This window comes from Marinomonas pontica, from assembly GCF_036322735.1.
GTDB classification, from domain to species: Bacteria; Pseudomonadota; Gammaproteobacteria; order Pseudomonadales; family Marinomonadaceae; genus Marinomonas; species Marinomonas pontica.
Window position 1 is genome coordinate 1,824,594 of the sequence record NZ_AP027271.1, and the last position, 21,830, is coordinate 1,846,423.

Genomic DNA, 21,830 nt, shown 5'->3' on the forward strand with positions numbered 1-21,830 from the left:
CAACATGAAGTGTATAAATTGTGTGAATCTTGCGCATTTTCAATACCTAAGACAATAAACAACAGGCAACACATAGCTCAAAGACGGCCCTTTAGTTATAACAGCCCTCTCTAAGGGTATCGAACAGCAGCCTCATGACAGTCATCATTGCATCGCTTGGACAAACCATTCAATCAGCTCAATGCAACATTTTGATCCGCCTCAGTAAAAGACCTCTTAAATCAATCAATATCGATAAATCAACACTGACGCATTACCAATATAACGCTACAATAGTGATTTAATTTCATGCGACAAACTTAGGATAGTACATGACTCTTTTGAGCGCCCCATTAACTAAACATATCCAATCTCAAGTTGCTTTTGCCTTAGAAGAAGACATCGACTCGGGCGACATTACCGCTCAGTTGATTCCTGATGAGCAAACAATTAAAGCCACCGTTATCAGCCGAGAGCCTGCCATTTTGTGTGGTCAGGCTTGGGTTAATGAGGTTTTCGCTCAATTAGGTAATAAGGTGTCCTTAAAATGGCACAACCAAGATGGCGATGAATTAACGATAAATCAGCCATTCCTAACCATTGAAGGTCATGCCAGAACAATTTTAACCGGCGAACGTACCGCTTTAAATTTTTTACAAACGCTGTCCTATACCGCCACCGTCACGAAAGAATACAGCGACATTGTTCAAAATACCCAACTGACTATCTTGGATACACGAAAAACTCTACCAGGCATGCGCCAAGCGCAAAAATACGCTGTGACCGTGGGGGGTGGGAAAAATCATCGAATGGGTTTGTTTGATGCGTTTCTTATAAAAGAGAATCACATTATGGCAGCCGGATCTATTGCCAATGCGGTGACAATGGCACAGAAAATCGCACCAGGTAAAATCATCGAAGTTGAGACAGAAAACCTTGAAGAAGTAACGATGGCGGTACACGCAGGAGCCGACATAATAATGCTCGATAACTTTTCCTATGAAGACATGAGCACTGCGGTGTCAAGCTTCAAAGGCCAAGTAAAGTTCGAAGCATCCGGCAATATGGATAAAGAACGCCTATTAAGAGTCGCCCAAACAGGGGTTGATTTTGTCTCTATTGGAGCATTAACAAAACATGTTCAAGCAATAGACTTATCCTTACGCGTAATACAGGAATAAACATGAACGATAGTATTTTAGTTATTAACTGCGGAAGTTCTTCGTTAAAGTTCGCCATCTTAGCTAACGCAGGTCAAGAGACTCTTGTCGAAGGCATCGCTGATCGTTTAGGAACCGATGAGAGCAACATCACGTTCAAATTTGAAGGGACGAAGAATACGCTTACACTCGAAGATGGCAGCCACAAAAACGCCGTTACGCACATCAAAGAGTGGCTAAATGAGCGCCCATCTATCGAGCAAACGCTTGTTGGTATTGGGCATAGGGTTGTTCATGGTGGCGAAACCTTTGGCACGTCCGTATTAATAAACCAAGAAGTATTAGACGGCATTAAAGAGTGCGCGCAATTCGCCCCGCTTCACAATCCAGCGCACGCAAAAGGCATAGAGGTCGCGTTTGAATTATTCCCAGGACTTCCACAAGCTGCTGTATTTGATACTGCCTTTCACCAAACATTGGCGCCAGAGCAATACCTTTACCCGATCCCAATGCACTTCTACCGAGAACATCACTTCCGTAAATATGGCTTCCATGGCACCAGTTACCGATACATAAGCCAACGTTTAGCGCAAATAGTACCTGGCAGTGATCAGCAAGGTGTTCTTGTCGCTCACCTAGGAAATGGCGCCAGCACTTGCGCTATCAACAAAGGACAATCTTCAGATACCAGCATGGGAATTACGCCGTTAGAAGGTTTGATGATGGGGACTCGTTCAGGCAGCCTAGACCCTAGTCTGCTTTCTTTTATTAGCCAAGCTGAAAACATTTCGGCTGATGCTGCGCTCGATATTCTGAACAAAAAAAGCGGCTTATTGGGCGTGTCCGAAATATCCAACGATTGCAGAACGCTTGAAGACGCCATGATGTCTGGCGACCAAAGAGCCAAACTGGCTTTAGATATGTTCGCAGCTCGCACAGCAAAACATTTAGCGAGCGTTGCCACCACGCTAGACAGCATAGACCACCTTGTTTTTACTGGCGGCATTGGTGAAAACTCGGGCTATTTGCGCCAGAGTATTTGCGATCATTTGAAAGCGCTCAATATCCGTATAGATTCAAATAAAAATGAGCAAGCTCCTCGAGGCGAAACACTGAACATACATTCAGAAAACAGCGGTACAGATGTGTGGATTATTCCGACTAACGAAGAGCTTATGATCGCGCTTGATACCATCAGTTTAATTAAGCATTGATTGAAACCACACCCCCAATAATGGACTACTTTAGGATTCATCAACTATGTCAATAAATGTTCTCATGACCGTCCCGACAGGCCCTGGAGTCGGTTTAACATCCGTTTCGGTTGGCCTTGTACGCGCGCTTGAACAGCAAGGTTTAAAAGCCAGCTTTTTTAAACCTATTGCGCAACCTCAACCTGGAGACAAAGGGCCAGATAAATCCACTGCGATGGTTGCCCAAGGTTCCACACTGACACCTGCAGAACCCATTCCTCTTCATGAAGCAGAGCGTTATTTATACAACGACAACATCGACGAACTAATGGAAGAAATCGTTGGTCGCTTCCAAGCGAGTGTAGAACCGGATTCCACCGTCATTGTTGAAGGTCTTGCGCAAATAGCAGGACACCCTTACGCAACGAGACTCAACAAAGCCATTGCCAGAACCCTTGATGCGGGACTGGTGCTCGTCACAGCACCGAATAACATGCGAGTTAATGAGCTAGAACATCATGTAGAGATCGCAGCGGGGTCCTATGGTGGCATCAAAGCCAACGATGTGATTGGTTGTATTCTTAATAAGACAACGCCAGGCTCTTTAGGGGTGAAATCTTACGGAGACTTATTCGCTCAACGAGGCATATTTAAACGCAATTTTAGCCTGCTAGGGCAAATCCCAAAAGCGGATGAATTAACTTACCCACGGGTAAAAGACGTTGCAGATTTTCTTGGCGCTCGGATTATTAATGCTGGCGAAATTGAATCTCGCCGCGTGCAATCCTATACGCTGTGCGCACGTGGTGTAGAAAACATGTTGGAAGCGTTGCGACCTGGAGTCTTAGTTTTCACACCCGGTGATCGTACAGACATCATCATGGCGACCGCCATTGCAGCATTGAATGACATAAAAATTGCCGCCTTGGTAGTAACTGGCGGTTATCAACCAAGCGAAGCATTGATGGAATTGTGCGGAAAAGCCATGGCAAAAGGCCTTCCGGTTCTTTCCGTTGAATCTAATAGCTGGGAAACCGTTATCAATATGCAGTCCTTTAACCAAGAGATTCCTCTTGATGATAAAGAACGTGTTTTGATGGTAAAAGAACACATTGCTCGATGCATCGACCATGACTGGATCAACTCTTTTGCCTTGAACCAAGAAGAAAGAAAGCTCTCCCCTCCGGCATTTCGATTTCGCTTGATTGAGCTTGCTCGCTCGTTAAACAAGCGCATCATTTTGCCAGAAGGCGAAGAGATTCGTACCATTCAAGCCGCCTCTATTTGCGCTGAACGCGGTATTGCCCGTTGCACTTTATTGGGTAACGAAACAGAGATTCTGCGAATTGCTCAAAATAATGGCATAGAACTCAGCCATGGTGTCGAAATACTTGATCCAGCCAGCATTCGTGAACGCTACGTTGCTCCGATGGTGGAACTAAGAAAAGGTCGAGGGCTGACTGATATTGTTGCTCGCGAACAACTGGAAGACAATGTGGTTTTAGGCACCATGATGTTACAAGTCGGCGATGTAGACGGCCTAGTATCAGGCGCCGTTCATACGACAGCAAACACCATCCGTCCGGCTTTACAATTGATTAAGACATCCGCAAATGCCAGTCTTGTGTCTTCTGTTTTCTTTATGTGTTTACCAGATCAAGTATTGGTTTATGGTGATTGTGCTATCAACCCTGATCCAACGGCAGAGCAGCTTGCTGAAATAGCCATTCAAAGCGCAGACTCCGCTGCCGCATTTGGCATTACCCCTAAAGTGGCGATGATCAGCTACAGCACAGGGGGCTCTGGCACAGGCAATGATGTTGATAAAGTTCGTGAGGCCACAGCCATAGCGCAAAACCTGCGCCCAGATTTACTTATTGATGGCCCGTTACAGTATGACGCTGCGATCATGGAAAAAGTGGCCAAGCAAAAAGCGCCTAATAGCAAGGTAGCCGGCAAAGCAACCGTGTTTATTTTCCCAGATTTAAATACTGGTAATACAACCTATAAAGCCGTTCAACGAAGTGCTGATGTGGTAAGTATTGGCCCAATGCTACAAGGCATCCGCAAGCCCGTAAACGATTTATCTCGCGGCGCCTTAGTGGATGACATTGTGTACACCATTGCGATAACCGCCATTCAAGCAGGACAAATTAACAATTCCTAAGTGTTTCTAAAATGTCCGTTATGACAAAAGCCATGCTGGAGCCACGATATAGGTTATCGCCTCAGCATGGCTTTTTTTATGCAATAGTGGACAGAATTCGCTTAGCCTATTATTCTTTATTCATCTTCATTTATCGGGTGATCCTTATGTCTGGTAGCCTTCCCCATTCCATTGCTCTTTCAGGCCACACGCTAAGTACTAATATCACGCCTGGATACACAACATTTGACGTTCGCTCAGATGAAGATACCAATATGGCCGCATTAAATGCACGCAATGCCAAAGCCTCCAGCGATCTAATCGTGACTATTTCCGAACAGGGGCAAGCATTGTCTCAACGCAACCATAAAGTTGCAGATGAGATCAGAGAAGAACAAAACGAAGATGATTCACTCATAGAAGAAGAATTTATCGAAGATGACCTAGAACCCATTGTTCAGGCTTCCCCAAAAGACAATAAAACACACTCTTACCAAGAAAAAACACCAACAGGAGACTTTCTAGATCAGATCGTTTAGGCTATAAACACATACACAGTATTAGCAGGACGCCAATACAAGCCCTCTTCAAGGAGTGAAGAATGCGACTTTCCCGTCAAACCAGTCAAGGTTTTACGTTATTAGAGCTAATGGTTGTTATTGCCATTATTTCTATACTAGCCAGCTTATCAGCACCCACTTTCACACGGCAAATCGCCAAAGCAAAGCTGATAGAAGCACAAAACCTGATCACCCAACATCAATCATTGGTGGAAGAATTCATCTTATTAGAAGGCACGTTTCCAACTGATGCTGAATTCACTCAGATAAAGCAGCCCCTATTATCAGACTCTATTGCCAAATCCATAACGATAGAAAGCTCTGATGCAACGACAGGCAGTATTGTCATCAAGCTAAATAACAGCACCGGCATTACAGAAAACCAATACCTAAAGTATTCAAGAGATGAAAATAGGCAATGGTCTTGCACATCTGATTTGGAAGCAAAACTGCTACCGCTACAATGTAATAGCACTGCCGGAGATGAAGAGTGACTTTAGAAGAAATCATTTCCAACGCCGTAAATCACCACGCCACAGACATACATTTTGAGGTCTCTAATCAAGGCATTCAAATTTATCAACGCAGTTATGGATTGCTAAATAAAACTTTAGACTTGCCACCTGGAGCAAACTTGATCAATCGCATAAAAATGCGAGCGAATTTAGATTTATCTGAGACAAGGAGAACTCAAGAAGGACAGTTTCTATTCCAAGAGAGGCACAGAAACACCTTCATCCGAGTCAGTATTATTTCAACCGTTAAAGGTGAGAAAGTCGCACTAAGGCTACTGCCTGAAAAAAATCGGCTCGCTCTGGACAAAATCGGAATACAACCATCATTACAAACCACACTAGCAAACACTTTACGCCAGCCTAGTGGGTTAATTTTAGTCTGCGGTGCGACAGGTGCGGGAAAAAGTACGACGCTTTATTCCTGCCTCGACGAATTGAATACTGGACAAAAAACCATTTTTACCATTGAAGATCCTGTTGAGTATGAAATTCAAGGTTTATTCCAATGCGAACCCAATCCTGCCATAGGCTTGGACTCAGCGGCTCTACTAAAATCTTTCTTAAGACAAGACCCTGACGTTATTATGGTGGGAGAAGTCAGAGACGCGGTGACCGCAAATCTTGCCGTCAACGCCGCGCTAACAGGACACCTTGTACTAGCAACACTCCATACAAACTCTGCGCTAGATGCCATGCATCGTTGCCATGGCTGGCAAGTGGATTTTTTCTCATTGGCAAGCTCCTTAAAGCTCATAATTCACCAATCGATGCAGTACAAATCATCGTCCCAACATCCTATTTTTAATGGGCTTCAGCCACAGTGGCGTGACTTTCTACCACAAGATTATGATTCGCTTATTGCTACACCGTCTTTATGGAAAGCGTTTTCACATCAACAGCACGAGACATCACATGCCATGGTTTAAGATTAAACACCTAGACGGCAACATTGATTATAAGTATGAGCAATCTAAAAACAGGCTTCTATTTCAATATGTTAGCCGAGGGGAATGGAAGATTTCTATTTTTCTTTGGAAGCCCAAAAAGCACAATTACAAATCACTGCAAACTTTTTTCGAAGAAATTCAAAGCGCATTGCAATCTGGCCTCCAGCTAAACCAAGCCATTTCTCATTTCGCCACATCATCACCCAATCCCATGATGGCAAACACAAGCAAAGCTATTTTAAGTGAGCTAGAATCCGGCGTTGCTTTTAATGATGCGCTGCAAAGGCTGACACAAGATTCAGCCGCCCCTTATTGTCAATTACTCAATTCGCATGGCTCTCGTGAAGACTGTGAAAAAAGCCTGAGTGTTTCAATATTGCAACTCGACTCCCTACTGAATTGGTCACAAAGACTTTTAAAATCGCTGATTTACCCATTCTGTATCATGCAAATTGCCCTGATCATTTTGATCTTTAACCAAACACTTCGGCCGTCTTCTGCAGAAAACAGCCTGTTTGATTTGTCACTAAGCCTATCCATTTATGCACTGTGTTCCATGGTTCAAATAGTGTGTGTAAGAAGCTTACACCTAGGCCACGCCTGCTATTGGCTTGAAAAATACAGCGCAAATTTTCGCTTAACAAAACTGTTCTCATTATTAAGCACAACACGCAAAACGGGCATGACGTTACAGCAAGCCCTCAAAAGCATGCCTGAATATTTCCAATATCGTCCCATAAAACAGGACATTTATCGCGTCTATTACACCCTTCGTCTTGGGCAAAATTACGCCACCAGCTTTCCTTTATCATGGTTTCCAAACGAGTCTGCTATTGCTTTACATTCTGCCGAGCAGGATGGTGACATTGAAAGAGCGCTCACTCTCGCCACCAAAGAACATGAGAAGCGCTGGAACAAGAACATCATACTGCTTGAAAAACTTATCCCTGCGGTGTGTCTTTTGCTAGCCGGCAGCGTGGTGGCCTCGGCGCTGGTATCTTTGTATGCTCCTTTGATCGAGATGCCATAAATGTATGAAGTGATTTTTATCTATCTTATTTATGCATCACTTGTTTTATCTATTGGCAGTTATTCTGCGGCTTACACAAGGCGCTGGCCAATAAGACAAACTTACCTTTGGGAGAAGGAAGCTCACCACATCCTTTCAATTCCCTTTCGCACTTCAAGTCCCGAAGATGCCCAGAGCAAGCGTTCCTTCTGTGTTCATTGCCGCCACCTCTTGTCTTGGAAAGATCTTATCCCAGTATTGAGCTTTATCGCTTTAAAAGGTCGGTGTCGTTATTGTAAAAACGCTATTTCTTACCGTTATTCCATTATCGAACTCGCTCATTTAGCTTTATGCCTCCCGCTTTTAAGCAGCAATAGCAACATTTCCGAATTGCTATTACTGACCATCTTGATAAGCGCATTAATCACTGCTGGTACAGTTGATTTGGAAAATAAGCTGATTCCCGATGAATGCAGCGCCATTATATTAACCTGCGGGCTGCTCCTACACCTTTTCTCATCGGCATTGTCCGACAGTGTCTTAGGCATGTTAATGGGCTACGCTCTGGTGTACTCGTTGCATTGGGCATATTTAACTTTTCGACAATGTGATGCCATTGGTTTAGGTGATGCCAAACTCCTTGCGGCACTTGGTGCATGGCTCGGGCTTTCGAATATGACGAACTTGTTACTTTGTGCAAGTCTGGGTGGAATCCTATACACTGTTGTTTTCAAGAAAAAGGGCTCCGAACACATCCCATTTGGCCCCTTTTTGATTTTTTCAGCCTTATTGATTTTTTATATATCACTATGACAGACCACACACCGATTATTGTTGGCCTAGCTGGCGGCATTGGCTCAGGAAAAAGCACTATCGCACGCTGTTTTAATCAACTGGGCATTCAAAGTGTCGATGCCGATGACGTCGCCAGACTTGTTGTTGAACCGAATTCCTATTGTCTTTCTGAAATTCAACACCACTTTGGTGACGAAATACTATTAGAAGACGGGGCCTTAAATCGACGCGCGCTACGCGATATCATTTTCAATGATCCAGCGGAAAGACGTTGGCTGGAAGCTTTAACGCACCCCGCTATCCGATCAGAAATACTCACTCAACTGAAGTCAACAACTTCTGAATACGCCTTGCTAGTTCACCCCTTATTGTTTGAAACAAAGCAAGACATACTCTGCAACTGGGTAATAGTCATTGATGTACCTCTTGAAATACAGCGTCAACGTGTAATGAGCCGAGACAAGGTAAACCAAGAAAGTGCGGAAAAAATCATAGCAACACAATTGAGCAATAAAGAACGTCTAGAGAAGGCAAATTTCATCTTGGAAAACGCTGGCAATCTTGACGAAATGAATGCTAAAGTCTTCAAATTGCACCAAAAAATTTTAGAGTCGCTACCATGTTAAATAGTAATTCGGCAGCCTTAGTCGCCTGCCCTACCTGCCAAACAAAAACGCCTTGGACGAAAGAAAATATAGATCGTCCTTTCTGTAGTGCAAGATGTAAATTGATTGATTTGGGTGCGTGGGCAAGTGAATCCTACTCCATACCTCAGCAAACCTCTGAAGAAGACGAAATTTTCTCAGCGGATCTCGTCATTGATCCAAATAAATCTTTTTTATAATTGCTAGACCTGGAACGTAATTTTTTATGGCTCAACAAGACTTTTCGAAAAAGAAAGCGCTACTCATAGAAGATATGGCTGAAGCTCGGATAATGCAGAGAAAAATGCTGACCGACTTTGGCTTTACTTCCATAGACATTGCCATGAAAGCGGAAACCGCTATTGAATTACTAAAAAACCAAACGTTTGATGTGATTTTATCGGATTACAATCTTGGCAATGGTAAAGACGGTCAACAGCTCCTTGAAGAAGTTAGGCATTCCAAACTGATACCCAATACCGCTACCTATTTAATGGTGACCGCTGAAACATCCATCGAAATGGTGATGGGTGCGATTGAATATCAGCCTGATGGCTATATTACCAAACCGTTCTCACAAGCCGTTTTACAAAGACGTCTAAGCAAACTATTAGAAACCAAAGAAAGGTTGTATAACGTCAACATTGCCCTTGATAAAGGCGATTTTGAGAGCGCCATTGCCGCTGCAAAAATTGTCATGAAGAAGTATCCATCATTGATAGGCAAATGCGAACGCATCATTGGCGAAAGCTTATTAGAGTTAAAAGAATATAAAAAAGCACTCTCGCTATTTAACAAAACACTGAAAAGTCGAAAAATGCCATGGGCTCTTTTTGGCAAAGGAAAATCTTACTTTTTGATGGGCGAGCTCGAAAAAGCAGAACAAAGCTTTCGCCAGCTGATGTTGGATAATCGATTCTTTGTCAGCGCGTACGATTGGCTGGCTAAAATTCAAGTTGTCGAAGGAAAGCTAGAAGAAGCGCAATCTACATTAATTGAAGCCATCGGCCGATCCCCAAAGAACATCTTGCGCCAAATGGAATTAGGTAAGATCAGTTTAGATCTTAATGACAGTATGACCGCTGAAATGTCTTATCGTCGCGCGGTTTTTCTCGCCAAATACTCCTGTTACAACACAGCGGATGTCTATCTTAATCATTTAGAGTCTCTCGCTAGAATTTCCGATAATGGCCCACTCTTGCCAAGACAAAAAGACAATTTTGACAGCACACTCAAAAAAGTACACGAGTCGTTCTTTGATAACCCAGACAACAAGGCAAAGGCATACAGCTGCGAGATAGACGTCTACCTTGCCGACAAAGATACATTAACGGCGAAACAAATTTTTGAAGCATGGTTGAGCGAAGTTAAAAGTGGCAGTTCAACCGCTCCAACGAAACAACAAAGCGCCTCATACGCAGCGGCTTTTGGCGGTATTCAATAATGAAAAAACTCGACATCAGTACTATTTTGGCCAGTGCAATCCACGAAAGTAAAAACCAAGTAGGAACACTACTGTACCAACTACAAAGCCTGAAAGATGTCATCGGCAGCAAGGACGCTAACCAAAAGAAAATCATATTAATTGAAGAGTCATTGAAAAAGTTAAATGACGAATGGGTCGAATACCTTTATCTCTATCGCCTAGCCTCAGATGGTTATGACTTGCATGTCGACACCTTTTTATTAGACGAATTTCTCGACGATCAGGTATTTGCTTTACACCCTTCTGCATTAGCAAAAAATTTGCAATTGGAATACAGCTGTGATGCAAGTTTGACGGGCATTTTTGATGAACGACTCATGACAGCTGTCGTAAGTACTGCAGTGTATAATGCATTTCGATTCGCTAAATCGAAAATTACAATCAGCGCAAAAAAAGAAAACGAATTCTTAATCATTGCAATAGAGGACGATGGTCAGGGGTTTAAAAATACAGAAGAGGACGGCGATGAGTTCCTAGAAGGCAATACAGGTTTAGGGCTTTATTTTGCCGAATTATCGGCCAACGCACACGTGATTAACGAAAGAACAGGGTTCATAAAGAAAGAGTCCTCTCTGGCCTTGGGCGGAGCCAGTTTAACCGTATTTTTACCGCAACCAAGTAATATAGATTTACTTTACAACGTGTAATCATCCTGCGGTCACGGTTTTTAAATACTGCGTTAATAGATACCCAGCTTGCTCTATATGCCGTCTTAATAAAGCCAATGCCGCGTCTTTTTCTTTGGATTCGATTAAGGCAAGCAACTCTTGGTGTTGATCTTGGCTCGTTTCTCGATACGCTAAAGGCCCATATTGAAAACCTAAATACCGCGACGCCTGAGCATTTAACCCTTCGACGACTCGTTGCAATGTCGGTCGATTAGCGGCGAAATACAACGCGCTATGAAACTGCCAATTCAATTCTCCACGGGTTACAAGGGACATGTTTTCTTGATCTAACTCTGCCAAAAATAGTCTTGCCTGTTCGATGTTTTCTTCACAGATGCTATCAAATGCCATGGAGAATAAGAGGCTCTCTAGCTCCGCTCTCATTAAAGAAAGATCTTCAGCTTCCTTCCAGTTTAGGTCTGGAATCATAACGCCTGCTTTACCATTTGGTACCAACCAGCCTTCCGCTTTTAAAGCAACTAACGCATCCCGAATTGGAATTCTGCTTACTCCATATCGGTATGACAAAGTTACCTGACGAAGAGGAATACCACGAGGTAACTGGTTGGTCAAAATATCTTCTTTGATTTTCTGAACAATCTCCATCGCATCTTACTCACTTACGCTTCAAGTTCGAAATCAACAGACAAATCACCCCAAACAGAATCCCCCAAAAGGCCGAAGCGATTCCGCCAAACGACACCCCAGAGACAGTCACCAAAAATGTTACTAATGCCGCCTCTCTATTGTTGTCCTCGGCCATGGCATTTTTCAGATTCATACCAATGGTTCCTAGCAACGCTATCCCAGCCAATGCCGCGATCATTGTCGAAGGAAAAATGGAAAATAATGCCACTACAGAGGTGCCAGCCAAGCCTGCGCACCAATAAAACACACCCGCAGACAAACCAGCAATGTAACGCCGTTTTTGATCTTTATGACATTCATCGCCGGAGCAAATAGCCGCAGTAATGGCTGCAAGATTAAAAGCAAAACCGCCCAACGGAGCCAACATAATTGAGGTTAATCCAGTCCAACTAATCAACGGAGAAACCGGAGTTTGATAGCCACTGCTGCGCATTACAGCCACCCCCGGAATATTTTGAGATGTCATGGTGACAATATACAAAGGCACTCCGATACCAATCAAAGCCCCCAGATTCCATTCTGGCCATACCCACACAAAAGCCCCTAATTCAAATGGAATGTTTGACATAATTTGACTGCCAGAATTCGCTAAAACGAAGGCAACACCAGAAACCAACACAAACAAGACCGAATATCGTGGTACAAATCGCTTACTGATCAAATAAGTGATTAGCATAATGCCAACAAGGAAGACATCGCTCATCATAGAGTCAAAAATAGACAATCCGAATTTAAACAACACTCCCGCCAACATAGCGCAAGCCAATGGCAAAGGAACCAAACGCATTACTTTATCAAACAAGCCGGATACACCCGTCAACAAGGTCAATGCGCCAGCAAAAACAAACACACCAATGGCTTCAGAGTAATTGATTGTCCCTAAGCTGGTTGCCAGCAAAGCCGCACCAGGTGTTGACCACGCCGTAATGACTGGAGATCTATACCATAAAGACAGGAAGAAACAGGTTGCCCCCATACCCAAACCAAGTGCCATTATCCAAGACACAATAACATTGGAGTCAGCCCCTGCCGCTTGGGCAGCTTGAAAAACAATAGCAACAGAACTCGCAAAACCGATGAGCACAGCGACAAAACCAGCAACAATTGCACTCAAACTCACATCATTAACAATTCGTAGCACGGCTCAACTCCCTTCTAGAGCTTTTTAAAGAGTGCTAACTATATTTCAATTAGTGTATTTTTGTATACATTTTTTCTTAGCATCACGTCAGCATGTACCCCACCAACCCAAAAGCAAACCCCATTACCGCTCCCATTGGTGGAGCCCAATGCTTTTCCAATACAACCTGAGGCGCGATATCCTGAAATACCGCATACAAAATCCCACCCGAAGCAAACAACATAATGCCCGAAATAACAGAAGGCCACTCTACTAACCAAAGAAGAGCAATCACGCCCGCAATAGGCCCTGTCATAGCCAGTAATACAAACCATAGAATGATAATGCATGGACGATAATGCGAAGATGCCTTTAATTCTCGAAAGGCATTAAACCCTTCAGGCACGTTTTGCATTGCAATCAGTGCGGCCAATAACACGCCATTAATATTACCCAGTGCAAATGCAGCCCCTAAAGCCAACGATTCAGGAATAAAATCAGACAGCATTGCCACCAGCTGACTCATTGATGTGTCGCTTTTTGATAACTGAATATCCAAAAACATAAAGGCAAACCCGCCAGTTAAGAACAAAATGGCCGCCGCCCCTGCGGAAAAATACTCAATACCCTCAGGCACAAGCACCAATGCAATTGCCGATAACAAGGCACCACCACCAAATGCCGTAATGCCATGCATCAATTCCGCTTCCAACCAAATAGGCTGTATACGTTCATAATGGGCAATCATTGCCCCTACTGGCATTGCCAAACCGGCCAATAACGTAAGTAAAATCACACTGTACAAAGGGGTCATAATTTAGCTCTCTTGTCGATATCTCTGCATTATTAATGCCACGCATTAACTTGTCACGAACATAGTTTACATAAAAAAAGGCGCCCTATTGAGCGCCTTAAAAATCCAATATTATGATACCGCTAATGAGATCACTGACCTAAATAAGCATTTAGAAACGCTTTTGTCCGCTCTTCTTTTGGTTGAGTAAAAATCACTTCTGGCTCCCCTTCTTCCACTATTGCACCTTTGTCAAAAAAGCACACTCGATCACTGATTTCGCGAGCAAAGTACATTTCATGGGTTACCAATAACATTGTAAAACTTTCTTCTTTTACAAGATTGCGTATTACATCCAACACTTCATCAACTAGCTCTGGGTCAAGCGCCGAAGTAATTTCATCAAGCAATAGAATTGATGGCTTCATCGCCAACGCTCGAGCTATGCCCACCCGCTGTTTTTGTCCACCGGATAAATCGTTAGGGTAACTGTCTGCTTTGTCTGCCAGACCAACCAATTGCAATAGCTTTTCTGCGAAAGCTTCAGCCTCGGCTCGCGGCACGCCCTTTACCCGCATGGGCGCCTCAGTAATATTTCGTTTTACTGTCATATGGGGGAACAAATTGAAATGCTGAAATACCATCCCAAGATGGTTACGCATCTTGTGCAAATGTTTATTATTTGCAGGAACATATTGCCCTTGCCAAGGCATATGCCATAAGGACTCACCAGCCACGTTAATGTAGCCACCATCAATATTTTCTAATGTCATCAAAATTCGTAGTAAAGTACTTTTTCCAGAGCCACTTGGTCCAATAATTGAGACGATTTCGTTTTCTTCTACTTTGAAATTAAAGTCACTAAAAATAATCGTCTCACCGAAGCATTTTTTTACATTTTTAAATTCAATAATGGGCGCACTCATTTCAAACTAAATCCTTCTTTTGGAAAGCGTCGTTCGACCTGATGAATACCGTAGGCCGCGACAATACTAAACACGAGATACAAAATCCCCACTAATGTAAAAGGCTCCAAATATCGGAAATTCTCAGAACCAATAATCTTTGCAATCTGTAGCATCTCCAACAATGTAATAGCAGACAATTGCGGAGTTTCTTTAAACATGGCAATAATGTAATTGCCTGTTGCAGGTATCATGGGTCGAATAGCCTGAGGCAAAACAATGTCTTTGTAAGTATCCACTAAAGACAGATTCAATGCTCTTGCAGCTTCCCATTGACCTTTTTCTATACCATCAATACCACTACGAAACACCTCAGATAAGTACGCCCCATAATGAAGACCCAAAGCAAACACACCCGTTGCCAGTGGTGACATACTCACGCCAAATTCCGGCATTACGTAGTACAAAAAGAATATCTGTACCAGCAATGGCGTGCTTCTTATAAACTCTACAACCCAATAGACAATCGTTCGTAGCGTACGACTTTTGTGGCGGCGTAATAATGCAAATACCAGCCCCATAAAAATGGCAAACAGACTGCCCAATAAGGTGGCTAACAAAGTCACTTTCGCGGCGGACAGTATCATAGGGAGCACTTCCCACGTAAACGCCCAGTCCCATTCAAATCCATTCATTAACCAATCCCTCCACGCCCTAATCCAGTACTAAGGTGACGTTCTAAGCGTCGGATAACAAACACTAAGCATTGAGCAATAACAAAATAAAACAACAAGACTACGCCGAATATTTCTCCCACCTGTAATGTGGTATCCGCTAATGATTTTGCCCGAAAAGTTAAGTCACCAATGGTGATCAAAGACACTAGTGACGTAGCTTTGACTAGTTCGATGGCTAAATTCCCAAATGGAGGAATCATATTGACCAAAGCTTGTGGCATGATAATTCGCCACAGACGCTGGGAAGAGGTGAAGTTCAACGCTATAGATGCTTCATATTGCCCCTTAGGAACAGATTGAATGGCACCTCGTACTACTTCCGTACCATAAGCTCCGATATTTAAACCCAGAGCGACAACAGCGGCCGTCATAGCATCAATGGTGATTCCAAAAAAGGGCAATACGAAGTAAATCCAATACAATTGAATAAGGGCTGATGTGCCTCGAAAAAATTCAATGTAAACAATCGCAATTTGTTTGAAAGGAGCGGGAGCATATAAGCGAATCAAGCCAAAACCAAACGCCATCAACACGGCTAAAGGCAACGCCATTGCCACAATTTCTACTGTGACAATGGCTCCCTGGAATAATACGGAGACAATTTCTCCAAAATCCATGAGTCTAATTCTCCGGAGTTATTGACACAATTCTTTAGCAGTCATACCGCCTGGAGAGGTATGTTTACCAAAACCGTATGGTTCAACCATAGCGATATGTTCTTTGGTATCGATGAAAACCGTTAAATTTTCGTTGAACGCATCGCGCAGTGCCGTATCGGCAGGACGGAAACCAAAGCCACCATAACCTTTAACCGATTCGCCTTTGATCATAAGAGGAGTAAAAGGCTGTGCCAGTTCAACACGATCGTCTTTCTGAGCCAACGACGCCATGGTTAGACTTGTTCCAGCAAGCGCATCGATACGACCAGATTTAAGCGCAGCCACACCAGACGGGTAATCTGGTAAAGTTACGATTTTATTCATTGCAATACCAAAATCTCGTGCATAACCGTACTCAACTGAACCTGACATAACGCCCAGCTTCACATCGTTAGCATCAATGCTATCGTAACCATTTAGTGCTTGAGGATTGCCGTTCTTAACAAGAAACCCTTCGCCAATACTGTATGTAGGATTCGAAAATAGAATCTGCTTACAACGTTTTGGCGTAATGTACATACCTGCGGCGATCACATCAAAACGCCCTGCTCTTAAACCAGGAATTAAAGACCCAAACTCAGTGACAACAACATTTACATTGTCTACACCCAAGTCATTTAGAACATGGACCGCAATGCTCGGTGCTTCACCTGCTGGTTTTCCATCTGGTGTGGTGTAACCATAAGGCACTTCGTTGGCCACACCAATCGTCACAGCGCCTTCGCTTTGAATTTTATCTAGGGTGTTTGCTGATACAGAAAATGTAAGTAATGCAGCAGAAAAACTCATTAGAGATATAATAAATTTTCCAAATATCTTTTTCATAATAAACCTCATGTTCGTTAGTAAAATGGCCATCATTGCCAAAAAAAGTCTGTTTACCCTAAAGAATATTTAGATAATGATCAAGAAATATTTAGATCTGTAATCAATTTCACACCAATCCCAAGCAGACATAAAAGAAAATTCGCACACTTAAAAGGCAAAAAAAACCAGTCAATCAGTGAATCCTCTAGCATAGGAGTCACTGATTGACTGGCTTTATATGAAATGCTGATTATTATTCAGAATGTTTGTCTATAGTGACCCACGCGTCCCAACCATGCCATTCTTCGTGAGCATTATTGTCTTGAATAGTGTACTTATCTGACAATCTTGCGGCCTTATACAAAACATTTATCCATGCTTTCACATTTTCTCTCCACATCATTCACGTTATCAGTCTAGAGTAGATAAAATACGCTGACTGCGGAAATACTGAATAACTAACCGTCTAATAAAAGCAAACTATACAGGTTGATCAGACGACGTATTCATTGAAATCGGCAATGAAATGTTTACGGTTAGCCCGTGTGGACGAGAGTCTTGAAAGGACATATGACCTTTGTACTTATCAATAATATTCTTAACAATCGACAATCCTAGCCCAGCCCCTTCCGCTTCACCAGATCGAAAGAAGCGCTCACTTAGCCTCTGTTTGTCCCCTTGGGTTACCCCTTTACCAGAGTCAACCACAGTTAACTCAATGCAACCTAAATTTTGTTTCCAATAAATCTGTATTGTTGAGCCATTTGGAGAAAACTTAATCGCATTGCTTATTAAGTTTTGCAGCAAAATTTCCACATGACTTGCCTCAACTAAGCAACACCAGTTTAAAGCATCATTAACATCTAGCGAAATTTCGATGTCTTTCTTCCATGCCAAAGGCAAAATTTCAGCAATCATTGCCCGTGAAATAGATAAAACATCCACCGTTTCTTTAGAGACTTCCTTCTGATGCTCCAATCGGGCCAAAGCCAATAATTGAGACACAATTCGAGTTGAACGGTCCACCCCTACAACAAGCTGATTCAGCGAATGCTCTCGTTCAAGGTCATTTTCTGCACTGGCGACATTTTGTGCATGCACTCTTAAAATACTAAGTGGAGTCCTTAACTCATGAGCAGCATCAGCAATCCAGCGTTTTTCCCTCTCCATGAGCACATCTATTTCCACTAGAAGACCGTTTAAAGCTGTTTTTACAGGTGCCAATTCTTCTGGCACATAAGCCATTTCAATTGGTTCTAACTTAGTCGGGGTAATCTTCTTAATACGCTGAGCAAGCTGTTGAAGTGGCTCAAGACCAAACCCTACGGCTGCCCATACAAGGACGGCCAAGATTGGCCAAGCTAGAACTTCTGGAAAAAGTGTTTGAAAGACAATTTGATCTGAAATTTCCCCTCTTACATCAGCTCGTTCTGCAACAATGACCTTAGTATTTCCAGTTGTCTTATGTAAAGTAAATGTACGCCAATGATGATGGTCGGCCATGGCATCACCATAACCAAGAGAATCTTCTTTCTGAAGAGTTAATAACATGGAATCTGAAGCTATTTTTAATTCATCATCGCGCCAAATTTGATAAAAAATCTTGCTTTCATATTTGTGCCCAACATTAGGGTCAGTATTTGCCTGATCGATTAATAACGGCAAAATTGCATCATTACTCGAACCAAGTCGCTCAATGCTTTCAGATAAGGTAAGTAGCAAACGAGCCTGTTGAGCCAATCTAGCATCAAATAACTCTTCAACTTCATGATTGGCAAATAACAAGCCGATCACCATGATAAGTACACTTGTCATGGTAAAAATACACATCACAAAAAACAGCGTTCTGCGACGAATAGAGCTTAATAATTTCTGGTTAGCCCACTTCTTGATCGACCACATAACCAATCCCTCGAATCGTTCGAACGAGCTCTGGAAACAACTTTTTACGCAAATGATGGATATGTACTTCCAAAGCATTGCTTTCGACATCATCTCCCCAGCCATACATTAGTTGCTGTAGCACGTCACGAGTAAATACATGACCCGGCTGACTAACCAACTCATGAAGCAAAGAATATTCACGTCGAGTCAAATTGACATCTTTTCCTTGATAAGTAACCTTCTGGCTCGCTGGAAACAATGTTAAGCCCTTGTAATGTATCTCACTTATTGCTCGACCATAACTACGGCGTAATAACGCTCTGGCTCTGGCTTTTAACTCAGTTACATCAAACGGTTTGACCAAATAATCATCAGCCCCTAAATCTAACCCCGACACTCTATCTTCTAAAGCATCTCGTGCGGTAAGAATCAAAACTGGGACACTATTGCTATTCGCCCGTAGCTGTTTCAAAACGGCTAAGCCATCAAGTCTTGGTAAACCTAAGTCCAATATTACTAAGTCAAATACTTCATTTGCTAACGCTTCAAGAGCATGAATTCCATCATGAAGTAAATCCACTGTATAACCTTCTCGTTTCATGGCCGTAACAAGGCCATCTGCCAATGAAAGGTCATCCTCTACTACCAATATTCGCAAACCTATCCCTTCTTTCATAAGTTTGCCAAGGTGGATTTCAATATGCTGTCAAATTGCATAAAATCCATTTCCCCTTGGCGAACATCTTTCAAGTCACCATTTGAGGAAAAGAATAACAGAGTTGGAGGCCCAAATACGCCATATTTAGATAAGAATTCTTGTTGCTGCGACGTATTATCCGTGAGATCCAATTGAAGAAATGACACCTTATTTGTATAGGCTTTTAAATCTTGATTGCTGAAAACGTTTTTTTCCATTTCTAAACAGGCGGTACACCAATCAGCATACATATCTAAAACAACGACTTTGCCATTCAATTTTGCTTGCTGCATGGCACTTTTAAGCGTTTCAACATCTTTGATTCGATCAAATAAAGGCTGTTCTTCAGTCACCATACCTGCATTCGATCCTGAAGAAACATATCCTAACGGCTTTTCTAGACTAGGCTTACCCGCTAATCCAGAGCTGAAAACCGCTACGCCATAAAGTAATAGAGCAAAAGCGATCCCCTGTCTGGTTTTTCCCCAACCATTACTGCTAGATTCGAAAGGAGCCAAATGAATAGCGTAGACAATAATCAGCAAGGCCCATAAATACACACTCACAGTTTCAGACACGATGCGAGAGACAAGAGCGACCGCCACACCCAGCAGAATCACACCAAATGCCGCTTTTACCTGCATCATCCACATACCGGCTTTTGGAAGAAACTTGCCGCCCCCTAACCCAACCAATAACAGTGGGACCCCCATCCCCAAACTCATGACAAACAACACACTGCCGCCAAGAACAGCATCACCCGTTGTACTAATATAAATTAACGCACCAGCCAATGGCGCGGAAACGCAAGGCGAAACTATCAATGCCGAAACAGCCCCCATAATACCGACACCCAAATAAGGTCCACCGACACTTCGTTGGCTTAATTTATCCAAACGGTCGCGCAGAAACATGGGGAGCTGTAATTCGTAGAAGCCAAACATAGACAAAGATAAGAGAACAAATAAGGCACTAAACCCGATCAAGACACCGGGTGCTTGAAACAATGCTTGAAGATTAAGCTGAGCGCCAAAAATCCCTACTAATACGCCTGCCAAACTATAAGAAAATGACATCCCTAGAACATAAGATAAAGATAAGAAAAAACCTTTTTTGGCGGTAATATTTCCAGCCTGCCCAGCAATGATACCCGCTAAAATTGGAATCATCGGCAACACACAAGGCGTAAAAGTCAGCCCTAAACCAAGAATGAAAAAAGTAATAAGCACCCAAAACCGATCCCCATTTAGCAATAGCTTAACTAATTGCCCTTCTTCACCATCATTAGATGCTTTGCTTGACACCTTTGCAGTGTCTTTTGATATTGGTAATGAAGTTGAGTCGGACTTTAATTTAGTATTCACCACCTCATCAAAATTAACGACTTTTGTCTGTGGCGGATAACACAACCCCGCTGCTGCACAGCCTTGATAAGTAATTTTAAGATTACCTAACTGATCTTTTGGCTGATCAACAGCAATCATCATATGATCATGAAAAACATTAACCAAGCCAAAATTTGGGTCATCTTTTTCTTCCGCCGTGGTTAAAAAATGAAACGGAATGGAAACGGATTTATCTTCCGCTAACGACACCTTCACCCGTGACTCATATAAATAATATCCGTCGGCTATATCCCAAATAACTTGCTTTTTAGGAACATCCACATGAACTTGAAAGGCTTCAGAAGGCTTTAAAAAAGCACTATCCGCCATAGCTGGAATTGCTATCAATATGGCTAATAATGACGCCATAAACCATTTAAACTGCCGATAGGATAGGATTGTAGTCATCACTAAATATTCCTTAATGTGCGTAGATTGACACACTATAGACACCTAACCTTAAGCAATCCTTACGTAAAATTTTTTTCAAGCTTAATTTTCCCTTAAGAATGCATCACTACTATTTCCAATATACCTTTTACTTGGAAGTGCGCCATGATCAAACATTCTAAACCTATTCTAGCCGCGGCTATTTCCAGCTGCCTTCTTATCTCCAGTTCATTGTGGGCGACGGATATCACTCCGTTAGCCTCTGCAAAAGCAGCACCACATCAGACCGTTAAGCTGCCTGAGTATCAAACCAATCAGAACGTTTCTTTAGATATGGAAAAAGGCAGAGTCATTCTTGTTGATTTCTGGGCTTCCTGGTGTGGCCCATGTCGTGAATCATTTCCATGGATGACAAGCATGCAAGCCAAATACAAAGATCAGGGACTTAAGGTTATTGCCATTAACTTAGACCAAGAGAAAGGCCAAGCTCTGGATTTCTTAGATGAGTTTAAACCTGGCTTTAGCGTGTTATTTGATAGCCAAGCGGAACTACCAGAAGATTTTGGCGTTATTGGCATGCCGACAAGCTTTTTAATTGACCGTCAAGGAAACATACGCGCAACACATATTGGCTTTCATCAGAAAAATATTGATGAATACGAGTCCGCTATTGCCAAGCTATTAGCAGAAAAAGAGGAATAAA

24 protein-coding genes are annotated in these 21,830 nt (G+C 42.7%); 13 read left to right on the forward strand and 11 right to left on the reverse strand.

The features are described 5' to 3' along the window. The first annotated feature begins 311 nt into the window (after window positions 1-311). The 12 genes from nadC to AABA11_RS08590 all read left to right on the forward strand — a co-directional run bounded on the left by nadC (window position 312) and on the right by AABA11_RS08590 (window position 11,081). Window positions 312-1,160 carry a carboxylating nicotinate-nucleotide diphosphorylase gene (gene nadC / locus AABA11_RS08535; protein WP_338267025.1) on the forward strand — a complete coding sequence of 283 codons (849 nt, stop codon included), beginning with the start codon at window positions 312-314 and terminating at the stop codon, window positions 1,158-1,160. Window positions 1,161-1,162: 2 nt separating this feature from the next. Continuing rightward, window positions 1,163-2,353, forward strand: a complete 1,191-nt coding sequence (locus tag AABA11_RS08540) for an acetate/propionate family kinase (protein WP_265727949.1) — start codon at window positions 1,163-1,165, stop codon at window positions 2,351-2,353. 46 nt (window positions 2,354-2,399) lie between these two features. After that, window positions 2,400-4,499: a phosphate acetyltransferase gene (pta, locus tag AABA11_RS08545; RefSeq protein WP_338267028.1), complete on the forward strand. Its 2,100-nt coding sequence runs from the start codon at window positions 2,400-2,402 to the stop codon at window positions 4,497-4,499. Window positions 4,500-4,510: 11 nt separating this feature from the next. Further along, window positions 4,511-5,017, forward strand: coding sequence for a hypothetical protein (locus AABA11_RS08550; RefSeq protein ID WP_338267030.1), 507 nt, complete (start codon window positions 4,511-4,513; stop codon window positions 5,015-5,017). A 62-nt stretch (window positions 5,018-5,079) separates the two neighbouring features. Beyond that, entirely contained in the window at window positions 5,080-5,532 is a 453-nt protein-coding gene (locus AABA11_RS08555; protein ID WP_265727952.1) for a pilin, read from the forward strand. Beyond that, a complete protein-coding gene (locus AABA11_RS08560; RefSeq protein ID WP_265727953.1) occupies window positions 5,529-6,479 on the forward strand; it encodes a GspE/PulE family protein in 951 nt (316 codons plus the stop codon). Before AABA11_RS08555 ends, AABA11_RS08560 begins: the two co-directional genes overlap by 4 nt. Continuing rightward, window positions 6,466-7,530 carry a type II secretion system F family protein gene (locus AABA11_RS08565; protein WP_338267035.1) on the forward strand — a complete coding sequence of 355 codons (1,065 nt, stop codon included), beginning with the start codon at window positions 6,466-6,468 and terminating at the stop codon, window positions 7,528-7,530. Before AABA11_RS08560 ends, AABA11_RS08565 begins: the two co-directional genes overlap by 14 nt. After that, entirely contained in the window at window positions 7,531-8,322 is a 792-nt protein-coding gene (locus tag AABA11_RS08570) for a prepilin peptidase (protein ID WP_338267037.1), read from the forward strand. After that, window positions 8,319-8,930: a dephospho-CoA kinase gene (gene coaE, locus AABA11_RS08575; RefSeq protein WP_338267039.1), complete on the forward strand. Its 612-nt coding sequence runs from the start codon at window positions 8,319-8,321 to the stop codon at window positions 8,928-8,930. The genes AABA11_RS08570 and coaE overlap by 4 nt, the downstream gene beginning before the upstream one ends. Beyond that, on the forward strand, window positions 8,924-9,148 hold the full coding sequence (locus tag AABA11_RS08580; protein ID WP_265727957.1) for a DNA gyrase inhibitor YacG: 225 nt from the start codon (window positions 8,924-8,926) through the stop codon (window positions 9,146-9,148). The genes coaE and AABA11_RS08580 overlap by 7 nt, the downstream gene beginning before the upstream one ends. A gap of 26 nt (window positions 9,149-9,174) precedes the next feature. Further along, window positions 9,175-10,392, forward strand: a complete 1,218-nt coding sequence (locus tag AABA11_RS08585; protein ID WP_338267041.1) for a tetratricopeptide repeat-containing response regulator — start codon at window positions 9,175-9,177, stop codon at window positions 10,390-10,392. After that, complete coding sequence (locus tag AABA11_RS08590) at window positions 10,392-11,081, forward strand: sensor histidine kinase (RefSeq protein WP_265727959.1); 690 nt, start codon at window positions 10,392-10,394, stop codon at window positions 11,079-11,081. Before AABA11_RS08585 ends, AABA11_RS08590 begins: the two co-directional genes overlap by 1 nt. Here the strand turns inward: AABA11_RS08590 and AABA11_RS08595 are convergent, their stop codons facing one another. The 11 genes from AABA11_RS08595 to dsbD all read right to left on the reverse strand — a co-directional run bounded on the left by AABA11_RS08595 (window position 11,082) and on the right by dsbD (window position 21,145). Further along, complete coding sequence (locus AABA11_RS08595; protein WP_338267044.1) at window positions 11,082-11,708, reverse strand: GntR family transcriptional regulator; 627 nt, start codon at window positions 11,706-11,708, stop codon at window positions 11,082-11,084. A 10-nt stretch (window positions 11,709-11,718) separates the two neighbouring features. Continuing rightward, the gene (locus tag AABA11_RS08600; RefSeq protein ID WP_338267046.1) at window positions 11,719-12,891 is read right to left on the reverse strand and encodes a benzoate/H(+) symporter BenE family transporter; all 1,173 of its coding nucleotides are present in this window, start codon (window positions 12,889-12,891) and stop codon (window positions 11,719-11,721) included. 82 nt (window positions 12,892-12,973) lie between these two features. After that, window positions 12,974-13,684, reverse strand: coding sequence for a ZIP family metal transporter (locus AABA11_RS08605; RefSeq protein WP_338267049.1), 711 nt, complete (start codon window positions 13,682-13,684; stop codon window positions 12,974-12,976). Window positions 13,685-13,815: 131 nt separating this feature from the next. Continuing rightward, window positions 13,816-14,589, reverse strand: a complete 774-nt coding sequence (gene ehuA, locus AABA11_RS08610) for an ectoine/hydroxyectoine ABC transporter ATP-binding protein EhuA (RefSeq protein ID WP_338267051.1) — start codon at window positions 14,587-14,589, stop codon at window positions 13,816-13,818. Further along, the gene (gene ehuD / locus AABA11_RS08615) at window positions 14,586-15,263 is read right to left on the reverse strand and encodes an ectoine/hydroxyectoine ABC transporter permease subunit EhuD (RefSeq protein WP_338267054.1); all 678 of its coding nucleotides are present in this window, start codon (window positions 15,261-15,263) and stop codon (window positions 14,586-14,588) included. Before ehuD ends, ehuA begins: the two co-directional genes overlap by 4 nt. Further along, on the reverse strand, window positions 15,263-15,922 hold the full coding sequence (ehuC, locus tag AABA11_RS08620; protein ID WP_338267056.1) for an ectoine/hydroxyectoine ABC transporter permease subunit EhuC: 660 nt from the start codon (window positions 15,920-15,922) through the stop codon (window positions 15,263-15,265). Before ehuC ends, ehuD begins: the two co-directional genes overlap by 1 nt. A gap of 18 nt (window positions 15,923-15,940) precedes the next feature. Further along, entirely contained in the window at window positions 15,941-16,789 is an 849-nt protein-coding gene (ehuB, locus tag AABA11_RS08625) for an ectoine/hydroxyectoine ABC transporter substrate-binding protein EhuB (RefSeq protein WP_338267059.1), read from the reverse strand. Between the two features lie 235 nt (window positions 16,790-17,024). Next, on the reverse strand, window positions 17,025-17,156 hold the full coding sequence (locus tag AABA11_RS08630; protein WP_265727967.1) for a hypothetical protein: 132 nt from the start codon (window positions 17,154-17,156) through the stop codon (window positions 17,025-17,027). 95 nt (window positions 17,157-17,251) lie between these two features. After that, window positions 17,252-18,673 carry an ATP-binding protein gene (locus AABA11_RS08635; RefSeq protein ID WP_338267062.1) on the reverse strand — a complete coding sequence of 474 codons (1,422 nt, stop codon included), beginning with the start codon at window positions 18,671-18,673 and terminating at the stop codon, window positions 17,252-17,254. Then, window positions 18,648-19,313: a response regulator gene (locus AABA11_RS08640; RefSeq protein WP_265727999.1), complete on the reverse strand. Its 666-nt coding sequence runs from the start codon at window positions 19,311-19,313 to the stop codon at window positions 18,648-18,650. The genes AABA11_RS08635 and AABA11_RS08640 overlap by 26 nt, the downstream gene beginning before the upstream one ends. A gap of 14 nt (window positions 19,314-19,327) precedes the next feature. Continuing rightward, window positions 19,328-21,145: a protein-disulfide reductase DsbD gene (gene dsbD / locus AABA11_RS08645; RefSeq protein ID WP_338269647.1), complete on the reverse strand. Its 1,818-nt coding sequence runs from the start codon at window positions 21,143-21,145 to the stop codon at window positions 19,328-19,330. 147 nt (window positions 21,146-21,292) lie between these two features. Here dsbD and AABA11_RS08650 point away from each other — a divergent pair, with 147 nt between their 5' ends. Further along, on the forward strand, window positions 21,293-21,829 hold the full coding sequence (locus tag AABA11_RS08650) for a TlpA disulfide reductase family protein (RefSeq protein ID WP_338267065.1): 537 nt from the start codon (window positions 21,293-21,295) through the stop codon (window positions 21,827-21,829). Window position 21,830 lies beyond the last annotated feature (1 nt).

Bases quoted from the DNA above. Each gene is read 5' to 3' on its own strand.
- AABA11_RS08605 (WP_338267049.1), bottom strand. From the start codon at position 13,684: ATGACCCCTTTGTACAGTGTGATTTTACTTACGTTATTGGCCGGTTTG.
- ehuB (WP_338267059.1), bottom strand. From the start codon at position 16,789: ATGAAAAAGATATTTGGAAAATTTATTATATCTCTAATGAGTTTTTCT.
- pta (WP_338267028.1), top strand. From the start codon at position 2,400: ATGTCAATAAATGTTCTCATGACCGTCCCGACAGGCCCTGGAGTCGGT.
- AABA11_RS08550 (WP_338267030.1), top strand. From the start codon at position 4,511: ATGTCCGTTATGACAAAAGCCATGCTGGAGCCACGATATAGGTTATCG.
- AABA11_RS08595 (WP_338267044.1), bottom strand. From the start codon at position 11,708: ATGGAGATTGTTCAGAAAATCAAAGAAGATATTTTGACCAACCAGTTA.
- coaE (WP_338267039.1), top strand. From the start codon at position 8,319: ATGACAGACCACACACCGATTATTGTTGGCCTAGCTGGCGGCATTGGC.
- AABA11_RS08635 (WP_338267062.1), bottom strand. From the start codon at position 18,673: ATGTGGTCGATCAAGAAGTGGGCTAACCAGAAATTATTAAGCTCTATT.
- AABA11_RS08650 (WP_338267065.1), top strand. From the start codon at position 21,293: ATGATCAAACATTCTAAACCTATTCTAGCCGCGGCTATTTCCAGCTGC.
- nadC (WP_338267025.1), top strand. From the start codon at position 312: ATGACTCTTTTGAGCGCCCCATTAACTAAACATATCCAATCTCAAGTT.
- AABA11_RS08565 (WP_338267035.1), top strand. From the start codon at position 6,466: ATGCCATGGTTTAAGATTAAACACCTAGACGGCAACATTGATTATAAG.
- ehuC (WP_338267056.1), bottom strand. From the start codon at position 15,922: ATGGATTTTGGAGAAATTGTCTCCGTATTATTCCAGGGAGCCATTGTC.
- AABA11_RS08585 (WP_338267041.1), top strand. From the start codon at position 9,175: ATGGCTCAACAAGACTTTTCGAAAAAGAAAGCGCTACTCATAGAAGAT.
- AABA11_RS08540 (WP_265727949.1), top strand. From the start codon at position 1,163: ATGAACGATAGTATTTTAGTTATTAACTGCGGAAGTTCTTCGTTAAAG.
- AABA11_RS08580 (WP_265727957.1), top strand. From the start codon at position 8,924: ATGTTAAATAGTAATTCGGCAGCCTTAGTCGCCTGCCCTACCTGCCAA.
- ehuA (WP_338267051.1), bottom strand. From the start codon at position 14,589: ATGAGTGCGCCCATTATTGAATTTAAAAATGTAAAAAAATGCTTCGGT.
- dsbD (WP_338269647.1), bottom strand. From the start codon at position 21,145: ATGACTACAATCCTATCCTATCGGCAGTTTAAATGGTTTATGGCGTCA.
- AABA11_RS08590 (WP_265727959.1), top strand. From the start codon at position 10,392: ATGAAAAAACTCGACATCAGTACTATTTTGGCCAGTGCAATCCACGAA.
- AABA11_RS08555 (WP_265727952.1), top strand. From the start codon at position 5,080: ATGCGACTTTCCCGTCAAACCAGTCAAGGTTTTACGTTATTAGAGCTA.
- AABA11_RS08570 (WP_338267037.1), top strand. From the start codon at position 7,531: ATGTATGAAGTGATTTTTATCTATCTTATTTATGCATCACTTGTTTTA.
- ehuD (WP_338267054.1), bottom strand. From the start codon at position 15,263: ATGAATGGATTTGAATGGGACTGGGCGTTTACGTGGGAAGTGCTCCCT.